Source organism: Pseudomonas sp. NFACC32-1 (genome assembly GCF_900101215.1).
Classification (GTDB): domain Bacteria; phylum Pseudomonadota; class Gammaproteobacteria; order Pseudomonadales; family Pseudomonadaceae; genus Aquipseudomonas.
Window position 1 is genome coordinate 1 of record NZ_FMUL01000028.1, and the last position, 16124, is coordinate 16124.

1 protein-coding gene and 3 pseudogenes are annotated in these 16124 nt (G+C 67.4%); all 4 read right to left on the minus strand.

What is annotated here, in order from left to right:
* A pseudogene (locus tag BLP99_RS25815) lies at positions 1–10448 on the minus strand (amino acid adenylation domain-containing protein); the annotation flags it as partial.
* A gap of 120 nt (positions 10449–10568) precedes the next feature.
* On the minus strand, positions 10569–10994 hold the full coding sequence (locus tag BLP99_RS27005; RefSeq protein WP_441295932.1) for a phosphopantetheine-binding protein: 426 nt from the start codon (positions 10992–10994) through the stop codon (positions 10569–10571).
* Positions 10968–15743: pseudogene (locus tag BLP99_RS25820) on the minus strand (amino acid adenylation domain-containing protein); the annotation flags it as partial. The gene BLP99_RS27005 and the pseudogene BLP99_RS25820, both read right to left, overlap by 27 nt.
* Positions 15717–16121, minus strand: a pseudogene (locus BLP99_RS27010) (condensation domain-containing protein); the annotation flags it as partial. The pseudogenes BLP99_RS25820 and BLP99_RS27010, both read right to left, overlap by 27 nt.
* Positions 16122–16124: the final 3 nt, after the last annotated feature.

Below are 16124 nucleotides of genomic sequence, written 5' to 3' on the forward strand. Positions count from 1 at the left end.
AAACCCCGGATCTTCACCTGGAAGTCGTTGCGGCCCAGGTATTCCAGCGTGCCGTCGGCCAGCCAGCGACCCAGGTCGCCGGTCTTGTACAGGCGCGCATCCGGCTGGTCGCTGAACGGGTCGGCGATGAAGCGCTCGGCGCTCAGTTCCGGCCGGTTCAGGTAACCCCGGGCCACGCCGATGCCGCCGATATGGATTTCCCCGGCCACCCCCAACGGCGTCGGTTCGCCCCGGGCATCGAGGACATGGACCTGCACATTGGCAAACGGCCGGCCGATGCTCGGACGGTCGCCCAGGTCGCGGATCAGGTCGAGGGTGGCGTCCACCGTGCACTCGGTGGGGCCGTACATGTTGTAGAAACGGATGTTCCGGCAGTTGCGCAGTTTCTCCCAGGTGGCGCTGTTGATCGCCTCGCCGCCGAGCAGCACGCTGACCGGCTGGTAACGCTGGCGCTCCAGCAGGCCGGCGGCCAGCAGGGTGTCGAGCTGGGACGGGGTGGAGTCGAAGGCGTGGACCTGGTGCTGTTCGAGGAAGTCCAGCAGCTCGTGGCCGCTGGCGCGGATCAGTTGCGGGATGATCACCAGGCGATGGCCGCAGAACAGCTGGGCGATGCCCTTGATCGACATGTCGAAGAAGAAGCCGGCATTCAAGGCCACGGTGGCCGGGGCCGGGCAATGCTGGTGGGTGGTGCGGCGCATCACCTGCCAGAAGTTGAACACCGAGCGGTGCTCGACCATCACGCCCTTGGACTGGCCGGTGGAGCCGGAGGTGTAGATCACGTAGGCCAGGTGTTGCGGAGTCAGGCCGGCGATCCGCGGGTTCACGTCGAACGCCACATCGTGGGCGGCCTGCAGCGAGGCGTCAGTGTCCAGCAGCAGGCACGGCAGGTCCCCGGTGGGCAGCGACAGCGCCGACTGGGTCAGCACCGCCAGTGGCTGGCTGTCCTGGAGCATGAAGGCCATGCGGTCGGCGGGGTGGGCCGGGTCGATGGGCACATAGGCCGCGCCGGCCTTGAGCACGCCCAGCAGGCCGACGATCATGTCCAGGCTGCGCTCGGCGCAGATGGCGACCCGTTGATCGGGCTGCACGCCGAGGGCGAGCAACTGGCGGGCCAGGTGGTTGGCGCGGCGGTTGAGCTGGCGGTAGGTCAGCTGGCGGTCTTCGCAGACCAGGGCCACGGCGTCGGGGGCGAGCCGGACCTGGGTTTCGAACAGGGCATGGATCGGCTGGGCCGGCCCGAAGTCGGTGGCGGTGCGGTTGAAGTCGCGCAGCAGCAACTGGCGCTCGTCGTCGGGCAGCACGTCCAGGCTGCTGGCGAGGCGCTCGGGGGCTTGCTCCAGGGCCTGCACCAGGGCGGCGACGGCCTGGCCCAGGTAGGCGGCGATGCGGTGCGGGTCGATCCCGGTGATGGACTGGGCGGTCAGGGAGAACCCATTGCCCACGTTGGCCACGGCGATTTCGATGGGGTAGTTGGTACGGGTTTCCGAAGCAATGAAGTGCATGCCTTCCTGCTCGCCCATGTCCTCGACGTTTTCCCCGGAGGCGTTCACCAGGTCGCCATGCCGGCAGTTGAGGATCACCGTGAACAGTGGCAGCGAGGCGTCCACCGCACTGCATCGCTGGGCCAGGGCCAGGGATGCCTGCTCGTGGGTCAGCAGTTCACTGAGCTGCTGGTAGGCGTCACGGACGATGTCGCTGACGGTGTGCTGCTGCAAGCGAATGCGCATGGGCAAGGTGTTGATGAACATGCCCAGGGCGTGGTCGGCCCCGGCGGTGCCTTGGGAGCGACCCGAGAGCACGGTGCCGAAGATCCCGTCGTCGCGGCCGCTGGTGGCAGCCACCACCAGGCCCCAGGCAGCGTGGAACAGCACCGAAGTCGGCACCCCTTGCTGGCGCGCGGTGCGATGCACCCGGGCACTGAGTTCATCGCCCAGAGGGCGGACCGCACGCTTGATCCCGGCGCCGTTGCCTCGTACATCCAGCACGCCGTAAGGCGCGGTGGTGGAGTCGACATCGGCCAGCAGGCGACGGAAGTAGGCCTCGTGTTCGGCCTGGGACACGCTGGCCGCCTGGGCGATGAAGTTACGGTACGGCTGGGACGGCGGCAGGCTGTCGGCCTGGCCGGCCAGCACCGCCTGGATCTCCAGCATGATCAGGCGCAAGGTCACGTTGTCGCTGACCAGGTGATGGTCGAGCAGCGCCAGCAGCCACTGGTCACCCGGTTCATCGTGGATGATGTAGGCCGCGATCAGCGGCGCCCGCTGCAGGTCGAGTCGCAGGTGATGGGTGTCCGTATGGTCGCGCAGGACCTGCAGGGCGTCTTCGCCGGGGGCGCACTCCAGGGCCACCACCGGCAGCCGGGCCTGGCGATGCACCACCTGCACCGGTTGCGGCAGGCCCTGCCAGCGCAAGGCGGTGCGCAGGATATCGTGGCGGTCGATCACCACCTGCACGGCGGCGAGGAAATCGTCGAGCAACTGGCGCCGAGCGAAGGTCACCACGGTGCGCATCAGGTAGGCATCGCCTTCGGACTGCAACAGATGGTGGAACAGGATGCCTTCCTGCAACGAGGACAAGGGGTAGATGTCCTGGACATTGCCGGCGCCGCCGGGAACGTCGGCGACGATCTGCTCGATTTCCCCCTGGCTGAGGGTGACCAGGGGCAGCATCTGCGGTTCGATGGCGGTGCAGCCGGTGGGGATCAGGTTCTCCGGCACGGCCCGTCGCGCATTGTCGCCACCGGCCAGGACGGCTGCCATGGCCTTGAGGGTCGGGGCGGAAAATACCGTGCGCACGTCCAGTTGCAGGCCGGCCTGGCGCAGGCGCTCGATCAGGCTGATGACCAGGAACGAATGCCCACCCAGTTCGAAGAAATGATCGTGGCGGCCCACCTGTTCGACCCCCAGCAGTTCCTGCCAGGCACTTGCCAGGGTGTTTTCGACCGGCCCCAGCGGGGCTTCGTAATGCTGGCTGGCGGTGGCGGATGCATCCGGCGCCGGCAGGGCATTGCGGTCCAGCTTGCCGTTGGTGGTCAGCGGCCAGGCCGTCAGGGTCACGAACGCGCTGGGCAGCATGTGTTCGGCCAGCACGCTCGCCAGTTGGCTGCGCAAGGCGGACGACTCCGGGACGACCCCGTCATGGGCGATCAGGTAGGCCACCAGGCGCTTGTCGCCGGGCTGGTCTTCGCGCACGGTGACCAGGGCTTCGCGGACTTCGGCACAGGCCAACAGCTGGGCCTGGATTTCTCCCAGTTCGATGCGGAAACCGCGGATCTTGATCTGTGAGTCGTTGCGGCCCACATAGACCACGCCGCCGTCGGCCCGGTAGCGGGCGATATCGCCGGTGCGATACAGCCGCGCGCCGGGCTCGCTGGCGAATGGGTCGGCGATGAACCGCTGGGCATTGAGCTCGTCGCGGTTGAGGTAATGCCGGGCCACGCCGGCGCCGCCGATGTAGATCTCGCCATCGACGCCCACCGGGGCCGGTTGTCCATAGTCGTCGAGAATGCGCAGGCACAGGTCGGGCAATGGCGGGCCGATCAGGCTGGGAGCGCCGGCGTCGATTTCATCCTGGCTGACGGGGTAGTAAGTGGCGTGCACGGTGATCTCGGTGATCCCGTACATGTTCACCAGGCGGGTCCGGGTCAGCGCCGTGCGAGCGGTCCACGGCCGCAGGCTGCGGAAGTCCAGAGCCTCGCCACCGAAAATCACTTCCCGCAGGCTGTGCTCCCGGTCGCTGCGTTCCCGGGCTTCGATGAACTGGCGGAAGGCGCTCGGCGTCTGGTTCAGGACGCTGACCTGGTGCTGGCACACCAGCGCGTAGAAATCATCGGGGGAGCGGGCGATCTCGCTCGGCACGACCACCAGCTTGCCGCCGTAGCTCAGGGCGCCCCAGATTTCCCAGACCGAGAAGTCGAAGGCAAAGGAATGGAACAGCGTCCACACGTCGTCGCTGCCGAAGCTGAACAGCTCGGCGGTGGCGTCGAACAGCCGGGCGACATTGCCATGCTCCACCAGCACCCCCTTGGGCAGCCCGGTGGAACCGGAGGTGTAGATCACATAGGCCAGGTGCCGGGACGTCAGGCCTAGGTCGTCGGCCAGCGGGTTCACATCCAGCGAATCGTCCGCCAGGTCGGCGGCCGGGACGTAGTCGTCCAGGCTCACCCATGGCACTCGGTGCGCGGGCAGGGCGTCCAGGCAATCCGGCTGCGCCAGCAAGGCCACCGGGGCACTGTCGTCCAGCAGATAGGCCAGGCGCTCGGCGGGATAGGCCGGGTCCAGCGGCACGTACGCCGCGCCGGCCTTGAGCACGGCCAGCACCGCGCAGACCATCTCCACGCCGCGCCGGGCCAGGATCGCTACCCGGTCGTCAGGGCGTACCCCTTGGGCGAGCAGTTGCCGGGCGATGCGGTTGGCCCGGCGATTGAGCGCCTGATAGCTGAGTTCCTGCTCGCCGAAGACCAGGGCGATGTCCCGGGGCTGGGCGCTGGCGAACGCTTCGAAGCGTTGGTGAACCAGCAGGCCGGGGGCAAAGACAGCCTTGGGCGGCAGTACCGCCGGCGAAGCCTGGCGCTGTGCCGGGCTGAGCAATGGCAAACCGAGCACGGGTTGCTCGACGTCTTCGACCATGGCCGCCAGCAGGATCTGGAAGTGCTGGGCGAACCGCTCCACGGTGCCGCGATCGAACAGGTCGCTGGCGTACTCGATCACACCGGCCAGCGTACCGCCGTCGTTGCCCAGGGTCAGCATCAGGTCGAACTGCGATGTTTCATGGGCCTGGGCCACTGGCATCAGGGTCAGGCCGGGCAGGCTCAGCTCGGTGCCGCCCGGGGTGTTGTCCAGGGACAGCGCGACCTGGCACAGCGGGTTGTGGCTCAGCGAGCGTGGCGGCTGCACGGCTTCGATGACCTGCTCGAACGGAATGTCCTGGTGCTCGTGGGCGGCCAGCGTCGTCTGTCTGATCTGCGCCAGCAGCTGGGTCACGCTGGGGTTCTGCGTCAGGTCCACCCGCAGGGCCAGGGTGTTGACGAAGAAGCCGATCAGTTGTTCGGTTTCGGTACGGCCGCGGTTGGCCGTCGGCACGCCGATGACCACGTCCCGCTCGTTGCCCAGCCTGGCCATGAGCACCGACCAGGCACTGAGCAGCGCCATGAACAGCGTGACGTCGTGGGCCTGGCAGAAATGCTCCAGCCGCTGGCGCAATGCCGCCGGGATCTGCACCGGCACATCGCCGCCCCGGTAGCTTTGCGTCGCCGGGCGTGGGCGGTCGGTGGGCAACGACAGCAGCGCCGGCGCCCCCGCCAGGTGGTCGCGCCAGAAGTCGGCCTGCCGGGCGAGGCGTTCGCCGCTGAGGGTCCGGTGTTGCCAGGCGGCGTAGTCGGCGTACTGGATCGGCAGCGCCGGCAGGGGATCGGGCTGTTGCTGGCTGAACGCCCGGTAGAGGGCGGCCAGTTCCCTGACCAGGATACCCACCGACCAGCCGTCGGAGATGATGTGGTGCTGGGTGATCAGCAGGATGTGTTCGTCATCGGCCAAACGCAGCAGGCGCCCACGGATCAGCGGTCCCTGGCTGAGGTCGAACGGCGCCAGGGCCTCGCTGTTGCCGATGCGCGACGCACTGAGGCTGGCCTGCTCGTACGGCAGCGCGCTCAGGTCCTGTTCGGCCAGCGCGAAGCCGCAGTCGGCCGGGGCGATGATCTGCACCGGCTGTTCGCCATGGCGTTCGAAGGTAGTGCGCAGGCTTTCGTGGCGGGCGACGATACGGTCCAGGGCGCGTTGCAGGGCGTGGCGATCCAGGTGGCCGCGCAGGTGCAGGGCGGCGGGCATGTGATAGGCGACGCTGGCGGCGTGGTCCAGCTGGTCGAGGAACCACAGGCGTTGCTGGGCGAACGACAGCGCCAGCGGTGCGTTGCGGTCGGCCGGTTCGAGGGGCTCGATGGCGCTGCTTTGCAGGTTGCCCACCACCCGCGCCAGTTCTGCCACGGTGGGATGGCTGAACAGTTCGCGCAACATCAGCTCGCCGCCCAGCTGTTGGCGCACCCGAGCCACCAGTTGCGCCGCCAGCAGGGAATGCCCGCCCAGTTCGAAGAAACTGTCGCTGCGGCCGACGCGCTCCAGGCCCAGCAGCTCCTGGAAAATCTGTGCCAGGGCCTTTTCAGTGGCCCCCTCGGGGGCGACGTAGCCGCGATCGGACATGGCGTCCAGGTCCGGTGCCGGCAAGGCATCCTGGTCCAGTTTGCCGTTGGCGGTGAGCGGGTAGGCGTGCAGGCTGACGAAGGCCGTCGGGATCATGTAGTCGGGCAGGGTGGCCCCCAGCTGCTTGCGCAGGGCGGTCACTTCCAGCACCGCCCCGGGACGGGGGATCAGATAGGCGATCAGGCGTTTGCCCTGGCTGGCGTCTTCACGCGCCAGCACCCGGGCTTCGCGCACGCCGTCGCAGGCCAGCAGCTTGGCTTCGATCTCGCCCAGTTCGATGCGGAAACCGCGGATTTTCACCTGGGCGTCCATCCGGCCCAGATGCACGATCTCACCGTTGTCCAGCAGTTTGCCCAGGTCCCCGGAGCGGTACAGCCGCTCGCCGGGACGGAACGGATCGGCAATGAAGCGTTCGGCGGTCAGTGCCGGACGGTTCAGGTAGCCCCGGCCCACGCCCAGCCCGCCGACACAGATTTCCCCGGCCACTCCCAGCGGCAGCAAGCGCTGACGGGCGTCGAGCACATAGGCCACGGTGGTGGGGATCGGCCGGCCGACGTTGGAAATGCCGGCGGCGATGTCCGCCGCGCCGATGGCCTTGTAGGTCACGTGGACGCAAGTCTCGGTGATGCCATACATGTTCACCAGGGCCACGTGGCCGAAGGCGCGGTGGAAGGCGTCGAGCTTGCCCAGCTCCAGGCTCTCGCCACCGAAGATCACATAGCGCAGCCGTTCCAGGCGCACGTGCGCGGCTGCCAGCGCCGCGGCGCTGAGCTGATGGAACGCCGAAGGCGTCTGGTTCAGGACGCTGACCTGTTCGCTTTCGAGGAAGCCCAGCAACGCTTGGGGATCACGGCGCAGGGCGTCGGGTACCAGGGTCAGGCGCGCACCGAAGAGCAGCGCGCCGAAGATTTCCCAGACCGAGAAGTCGAAGGCGTTGGAGTGGAACAGCGACCAGACGTCGTCGGCGCTGAACTGGAAGTCCGGGCGATTGGTGTGCAGCAGGCGCACCACATTGCGGTGTTCGAGCAGCGCGCCCTTGGGCTCGCCAGTGGAGCCCGAGGTGTAGATCACATAGCAGAGGTGGTCCGGGGCATTGACGCAAGGCGGGTTGGCGCTGCTGGCGCCGTTGTCCGGGTTGGCTTCGAAGGCCTCGATGCCCAATGCCTGCAACGTCGGCGCCATGTCCGGGCGAGCGATGGCCTTGCGCGTGCCGCTGTCGCGCAGCACATAGGCGATGCGATCCTGGGGCGAGGCCGGGTCGATGGGCACATAGGCACCGCCGGCCTTGAGCACTGCCAGGGTGGCGACGATCATCTGCACCGAGCGATCCAGCGCGATGGCCACCGGTTCCTGCGGTTGCACGCCCGCGGCGCGCAAGTGGTGGGCGAGGCGGTTGGCCTGCTCGTTGAGCTGGCGATAGCTCAGGCGTTCCTGGCCCAGGTTGACGGCGATGCGCTCCGGGTGCTGGCGCGCCTGGTCCTCGAAAATCTGCTGCAGGGTCAGGGTGTCGGGCCAGGCCGCTTCGCTGTCGTTGAAGTCGATGATCTGCCGCTGCCGCTCGGTGGCGTCCAGCAGGTTGACGTCATCGATGCACTGCCCGGCGTCCTCGACGAAGGCTTGCAGCAGGCGCACGTAGTGACGCATCAGTTGTTCGATGAAGCCGGCGTCGAAGAACTGCGCGTTGTACACCAGATGGCCGGACCACTGCTGCTCGCCGGCCGAAATCAGCAGGTGCAGGTCGTTCTTGCCATAGCCCAGGTTGGTTTCCAGGGTATTGACCGCCAGGCCGGCAACCAGGGCACCGGTATCGGTGCTGCGCTGGAAATTGAAGAGCACATCGAACAACGCGGTGCGGCTCATGTCCTTGGCCGGGTTGAGGGCCAGCACCAATTGGTCGAACTGCATGTGGCGATGGCGCAGGCCCTGGCTCAGGTTGTCGGCGGTCTGCTCCCAGAGTTCCTGCAAGGTGGTATCGCTGGCGCAGAGACCGCGCATCACCAGCAGGTTGTCCAGCGGCCCGACCACATCGCGCAAGGCCGGTTCTCGGCAAGCGGCCGTGGTGCCGACCACCAGTTCGTCGTGTCCGGCGTAGCGTCGCAGCAGGGCGGTGAAGGCGCTCAGGGCCAGGCTGTCGGCGCTGACGCCGGTTTCCCGGGCCAAAGCTTCGAGACGACGTGCCAAGGCCGCTTCGATGGTGAAGTCATGGGTCGCCTCGGCGAACACATGCACGGCCATCCGCGGACGATTCAACGGCAGTTCCAGGGCCTGCAGCTTGCCCCGCAGTTGATAGGCCCAGTAGGCCCGCAGGTTCTCCGTGAGCGCCGCCGGCAACTGCCGCTGCCAGGCGGCGAAGTCGCCGTAGGTCAGGGACAGGGGCGGTAGTTCGGCGCTGCGTCCGGCGCAGGCGGCTTCATAGAGAGCCAGCAGGTCGCGCTTGAGCAGTTGCATGGAGGTACGGTCGGCCAGCAGGTGGTGCACGGCGATCGCCAGGACGGCGTTGTGTTCGTCCCCTTGTACCAGGCAGGCACGTACCAGGCTGCCACCGTTCATGGTCAATGGCCGGCGGGTCTCGGCCAGGGCCAGGGTCGCCAGGTCGTCCGGCTGGCCCTGGATCACTTCCAGGGACAGGCTCGCCGGCCCGTCGAAGCATTGCCAGGCGCTGGCGCCATCGTCACTCGACACCCGGCAGCGCAGGATCGCATGGCGGGCGAGCAACCCGTCGAGGGCGGTTTGCAAGGCCGGCTGGTGCAACTCGCCGGCCAGTTCCAGCAGCAGGGGAATGTTGTGATAGACCGGGTTGGCCTCGTACAGGTAACCGTTCTCGAAGGTGTCGACGAACCAGAGCCGTTCCTGGTGATAGGACAAGGGCATTCGCTGTGGCATGGGCGCCTGGGCGACGACATCGGGCAGGGCCAGCGCCGGATCCAGCTGCAACGCACCGATACGGGTGTCCGGGGCTTCGGTGAAACAGCGCAGCAGGCGTTCGAAACGGTTGGCCAGGCGTTCGACGGTGCTGGCATCGAACAGCGCGGTGGAGTACGACAGGCTGCAGGACAGGCTCGGGCCGCCCTCGTCGATGTGCAAGGACAGGTCGTGCTGGGTGTTGTCCTTGCGTGACGGCAGGAACTCCAGGTCCAGCCCCGGCAGGTGCAACTGGCCGCCGGCGCCCCCTGCGTTGGTGTAGAGCATGGTCTGGAACACCGGGCTGTGGCTGGCACTGCGCGGCGGCTTGAGGGCTTCGACCACCAGCTCGAACGGTGTGTCCTGGCGGCTGGAGGCGTCCAGCATCGTCTGCTTGACCTGCTGCAGCACCTGGTCGAGGGTCGGGTTGGCTTCCAGGCGGATGCGCAAGGCCAGGGTATTGACGAAGAAGCCGATCAGCGATTGCACATCCTGGCGGTCGCGGTTGGCGGCAACGGTGCCGATCACCAGGTCCTGCTGGCCGCTGATGCGCGCCAACAGGACTGCCCAGGCCGCCATCAGGGTCATGAATGGCGTCGCGGCGCGCGACTGGGCGAACTGCACGATGGCGCTGGACAGCGAGACCGGCAGGTCGAAACCCAGGGTTTCGCCACGGTAGCTCTGCACCGCCGGGCGCGGCCGATCGGTGGGGAGCGAGAGCAGGGCCGGGGCGCCGGCCAGCTGGGCGCGCCAGAACTCCACCTGCTGGTCGAGACGCTCGCCCTCCAGGTGTTGGCGTTGCCAGGCGGCGTAGTCGGCGTATTGCAGGTCCAGGGGCGGTAGCGGATCGGCCTGTCCAGCGCTGAACGCGCCATAGAGCGCGGCGAATTCCTTGACCAGGATGCCGATGGACCAACCGTCGGAAATGATGTGGTGCTGGGTGATCAGCAACCGGTGCTCAGCGTCGCCCAGGCGCAGCAGGCTGCCACGGATCAGCGGTCCATGCAGCAGGTCGAACGGTTGCGCCGCTTCGTCTTCGGCCAGGCGTTGTGCCTCGCGTCCGGCTTCGTCCGCGGGCAGGTGGCTGAGGTCATGTTCGGCCAGGGCGAAGCCGCAATCGGCCGGGGCGATGACCTGCACCGGCTGTTCGCCGTCGCGACGAAAGGTGGTGCGCAGACTTTCATGCCGCGCCACGAGACGGTCGAGGGCGGCCATGAGGGCGGTCCGGTCGAGAGCGCCGCGCAGGACCAGCACGGCGGGTATGTGGTAGGCGGCGCTGGCCGTCGGGTCCAGTTGGTCGAGGAACCAGAGCCGCTGCTGGGCGAACGACAGCGCCAGGGGAGCGTCGCGATCCGCGCCGGGAATGGCTTCATGAGCCGTTTCGATGACCCGTGTGGCGCCGCGTTGCTTGAGCAGACGCAGGAGTGCGGCACGTTTCAACTGGTCGAGACTATCGTTATGTTCGTTCAATTTTTAAGCATCCTTGGAGACGATAGCGAGCAGTTCGCTTTCAGACAGCGAAGCCATTTCTTGTTGCAGGTCCATCAATTCATCCGACTCGAACTGCGCCAGTTGCAGGGTGGTGATCAGGTCGGCCAATGCCAGCAGCGACGGGTGCTCGAACACACTCCGCAGCGGCACCTCGACGGCGAAGGTCTCCCGTGCCCGCAGCGTGACTTGCACGGCCAGCAGCGAATGACCGCCGAGCTCGAAGAAGTCGTCGTGCCGGCCGATCCGCTCCAGGCCCAGCAGGTCGGCCCAGATCTGCGCCAGCAGCTCTTCGGTCTCGCCGTTGGGCGCTTCGTACTGGCGCAAGGCAAAGTCTTCGCTGCGCGGCGCGGGCAGGGCCCGGCGGTCCAGCTTGCCGTTGGGGCTCAACGGCAACCGCTCCACCACCACGAACGCCGCCGGGACCATGTAGTCCGGCAGTTGCGACGTCAGGTATGGCCGCAGGGTGCTGCTGGCGTTGCGACCGGCCAGGTGCGGCTCGACACTCAGGTACGCCACCAGGCGCATCGCCCCAGGCGTGTCCTCCCGGGCGATGACCGTGGCTTCGCGCACCCCCGGCAGGGTCAGCATCAGGGCTTCGATTTCACCCGGTTCGATACGGAAACCACGGATCTTCACCTGCTGGTCGTTGCGTCCGAGGAATTCGAGCACACCGTCGGCGCGCAGCCGCACCAGGTCGCCGGTGCGGTACATCCGCGTCTCGTCGCCAGGGCAAAACGGATCGGCGAGGAAGTGCTCGGCGTTCAGCTGGGCACGGTCCAGGTAGCCTCGCGCGACACCCGCGCCCCCGACGTACAGCTCACCCGGCACGCCGAGGGGCACCGGTTGGCGCTGCTCGTCGAGCACGTACAGGCGGCTGTTGGGGATGGCGCGGCCGATCGGCACGGTGCCCCGGTCCTCGGCAGTGCAGCGATGTACCGTGGCCCAGACGGTGGCTTCGGTTGGGCCGTATTCGTTGTACAGGGCGATGGCCGGCTCCAGCTCGGCGCACTCCTGCACCAGTTGCGCCGGGCAGGCCTCGCCGGCAACGATCATTTCCCGCAGGTGGCCGTGGCCGTTACCGCTGGCAAGGCTCGTCAGTACCAGGCGGCCCAGGGACGGCACGCACAGCAACGAGGTGACGGCCTGCTGGTCGATGAAGCGGGCGATGGCCTCGGGGTCGCGTGCGGTCTCGGCATCCGGGATGCACAAGGTGCCGCCGCCTACCAGGGTGCCGAAGATCCCGGCCACGGAGCTGTCGAAGGCAATCGAGGACAGCAACAGGAAGCGCTTGTCGATCGCCGGCCCGTACACCGCGCCCCGGGCCAGTGTCGAGGCCACCAGGTTGCGATGTTCGATCATCACCCCCTTGGGCTTGCCGGTGGAGCCCGAGGTGTAGATCACATAGGCCACGTGGGCCGGGGTCAGGCCCGAGCCGTCCAGTTGCGGATCGCGACTGTTGGCCTGGGCCGCCAGGGCCTGTTCGATGGCCAGGTAGCGGGTACCTTCCTGCAGCGTACCCACCGCCGTGCGTCCCACCGGATCGGCCAGTAGCAGGCGTGGCCGGGCGTCGTCGAGGATCGAGGCCAGGCGCTCGGCCGGGTAGGTCGGGTCCAGCGGCACGTAGGCGCCACCGGCCTTGAGGATCCCCAGCAGGCCCGTGATCATGGACACACCGCGTTCGACGCAGATGGCGACCAGGTCCCCTGGCTGGACGCCTGCTGCCAGCAGGTGATGGGCCAGGCGATTGGCCTGGGCATTGAGCTCGGTGTAGCTGAGCTGCGTGCGGCTGTCGAGCAGTGCGCAGGCGTCCGGCGTCCGGCGCACCTGTTCTTCGAACAGTTGCTGGATGCACAGGTGCGTCGGGTAATCCACCCGGGTCTGGTTGAAGGTCTCCAGCAGCAGCGTGCGCTCCTTTGGAGGCAACACGTCCAGTTGCATGAGAGGGATCTGCGGCGTGTACATCAGGGCCTGGGCCAGTTGTTCCAGGGCCCGTTGCATCAAGGCGCAGATACGCTGCGGGTCCACCGCCCGGACGCTTTGCACGGTCAGCCCCAGGGCATCGCCGTAGTCGTTGACCGACAGGGTCAGCGGATAGTTGGTCCGTTCGGCGCTGTCGAGGATACGCATGCCCGGCCATTGCAACTGGCTGTCGTCGCGCTGGTGCCGGTAGTTGAGCAGGGTGGTGAACAACGGCAACGCACTGGGCACGCCGCTGCATCGCTGCGCCAGCGCCAGGGAGGCTTGCTCGTGGTCCAGCAGTTCCACCAGGTCGCGGTGGGTCGCCAGGACCTTCTCGTTGGCACCGCAACCGGTCAGGCACACCCGTACCGGCAAGGTGTTGATGAACACGCCCAGGGCCCGTTCGGCCCCCGCGGAGCCTTGCAGGCGTCCGGCGACCACTGTGCCGAATACCACATCGTCGCGCCCGGTGCAGCGGGCCAGCACCTGCGCCCAGGCAACGTGGAACAGGGTCGCCGGGGTAATGCCTCGTTCCCTGGCCTGGGCCCGGAGGCGCAGGTTGAGTTCGACGCTCAGTTGCACGCTGGCTTCTTCGATGTGATTGCCGTCGCCCTGCACTTCGAGCAGGTCGAAGGGCGCGGTAGGGGCATCGACGTCGGCCAGTCGCCGGGTGAAGTAGGCTTCGTGGACCTCGGCCGGGGTGGCCTGGGTCTGGGCGATGAAGTCGCGGTACGGTTGTGCGGCGCCCAGGCTTTCACTTTGTCCATGGAGGATCGCGTGGATCTCTTCCAGGACGATTTCCAGGGTCACATGGTCACTGGCCATGTGGTGGTTGAGCAGCGCCAGCAGCCAGCGTTCGGAGTGCGGATCCCGGGCAATGCAGGCACGCATCAACGGCGCCTGGCGCAGGTCCAGGCGCAGTTGCCGTGGATCGCTCAAGGCTTCGAGCTGGCCGAGCGGGTCCTGATGTCCGTTCAAGGTGACGCTGTGCACCGGCAACCGCGCGTGGCGCTGTACCACTTGCACCGCTTGGGGCAGGCCATCCCAATGCACGCAGGTGCGCAGGATGTCGTGGCGATCGATCACTTGCTGCAGGGCGCCGATAAAGGCATCGAGGCGCTGGCGATCGTCGAACTCCAGCATCGAGCGCACCAGGTAGGCATCGCCTTCGTGTCCGAGCAGGTGATGGAACAGGATGCCTTGCTGCAGGGGCGCCAGGGGGTAGATGTCCTGGACGTTGGCGACGCCGCCCGGCACGGCGCCGACCAGGCGCTCGATCTGCTGCGCGGTGAGTTTCACCAACGGCAGCATGTCCGGGGTCAACAGCTGGCAGTCGGCCGGAATGCGGTTGGCCGGTGCCTGGAAGGCGGTGTGGGTGCTGTCGCCCAGTGCGATAGCCAGTTCTCGCAGGGTCGGCGCACTGAAGACACTGCGCACGTCGGCGTTCAAGCCTTGTTCGCGCAGGCGTTCGATGAGGCTGACCGCCATCAGCGAATGTCCGCCGAGTTCGAAGAACCCGTCATGCCGGCCAATGCGCTCGTGCCCCAGCAATTGCTGCCAGATCCCGGCGATAGCCACTTCCACCTCGCCTTGGGGCGCCTCGTAGGTCCGGCTGGCGTAGGCGTCCTGGCCCGGCTCGGGCAGGGCGCGACGGTCGAGCTTGCCGTTGGGGGTGAGGGGCAATGCGTCCAGCACCACGAAGGCACTGGGCACCATGTGTCCGGGCAGGCGACCCAGGAGCTCGGCGCGCAATTGTTCGGCCGATGCCGGCTCGCCGCACAGATACGCCACCAGGCGTTTGTCGCCGCCCTGGTGGTCGCGGGGGACGACCGCCGCTTCCCGGACCCCATCGAGGGCGGCGAGGGCCGCCTCGATTTCGCCCAGCTCGACACGCAGGCCGCGGATCTTCACCTGGTCGTCGTTGCGTCCCAGGTACTGGAGGGTGCCGTCGGGCAACCAGCGACCGATGTCACCGGTCTTGTACAGGCGCGCACCGGCCCGGTCGCTGAACGGATCGGCAATGAAGCGCTCGGTCGTCAACTCCAGGCGGTTGAGGTAGCCGCGCGCGACCCCGACGCCACCGATGTGGATCTCGCCCGACACGCCCACCGGCAACAATTGTCCATGGTCGTCCAGCACATGCAGTTGCATGTTGCGGATCGGCCGGCCGATGGGGATCGAGCGGTTCCGGTAATGGGCAAGGTCGCGGTCGGCGGTGTACCAGGCCACTACGTCACTGCACTCGGTGGGTCCGTAGCTGTTGATGATCGCCGGGCGCGGCAACGGCAGTTTTTCCAGCATGGCGACCTGGATCGGCTCGCCCCCCAGTACCACCCGCTTGAGGCACGCCAATGCCTGTTGCCGGTCGGCGTCCACCAGCGCGTGGAACGCGCTGGGCGACAGGTTGATATGGCTGATACCCGCCCTGGCGATCTGGGCGACGATGGCGTCAGGGTTGAACGGTTCTTCGGCCAGGTGCAGCGAGGCCCCCACCATGAGCGGGGCGAGAATGTTCTTCTGGGTCAGGTCGAAGTTATAGGACGAGGCCAGCAGCACCGCATCGCCGGCATGGAAGGCCAGGTCGTCCAGGTACCAGTCCAGCAGGTTGCGCAGGCCGCGATGTTCCACCATGACCCCTTTGGGCAACCCGGTGGAGCCGGAAGTGTAGATCACGTAGGCCAGGTGCCCGAAGTGCAGGTCCGTGATCCCAGGGTTATGGGTCGGGTTTTGCAGCAGCGCCGGGCTGTCCGCTTCGAGGGTGGCCAGGCCCGCCGGCAGCGGCAGGGTGTCCAGGTCTTGCTGGCGTACCAGCGCCCGGGGCGCGCTGTCGGCCAGCATATGGGTCAGGCGTTGCGCCGGGTATTGCGGATCGAGCGGCACATAGGCCGCCCCGGCCTTGAGGATGCCCAGCAGGCCAGCGACCATCTGCGGACTGCGTCGGGCGCACAGGCCGACAGTGTCGTCGGGCCGCACACCCAGGGCAATCAGGCCATGGGCGATGCGGTTGGCCCAGGCGTTGAGCTCGGCGTAGCTGAGGGTCTGTCCGTCGCCCGCCAGTGCCACGGCTTGCGGCGTGCGCCCGGCCTGGGCTTCGAAGACCGCATGGGGGAAGCGCGCCGGGTCTTCGTCGAGGACCGCGCTGGCGCTGTTGAAGGTTTCCAGCAATTGCCGGCGTTGTGACTCATCCAGCAGCGGCAAGGTCGCCACTGGTTGGGTGGCATCCTCCAGCATGGCATCGAGCAGTTGCAGCAGATGCTGGCCCCAACGGGCGATGGTGCTTTCATCGAACAGGTCGGTGGCATATTCGAACTGGCCGGCGATGATGTCGCCGTCATCGTTCAGGGACAGGCTCACGTCGAACTGGGTGGTGCCGGTGGCCGGGGCCAGCGGGGTCAGGCTCAGGCCGGGCAGGGCCAGGGCCTGGTCCTGCGGGGTGTTGCCGAGTACCAGCATGGCCTGGAACAGCGGGCTGTGGCCGAGGCTGCGTTCCGGTTGCAACGCCTCCACCACCTGTTCGAACGGCAAGTCCTGATGGCCGTAGGCGTCGAGGGTGATGCGCTTGATCCGGGCCAGCAACTG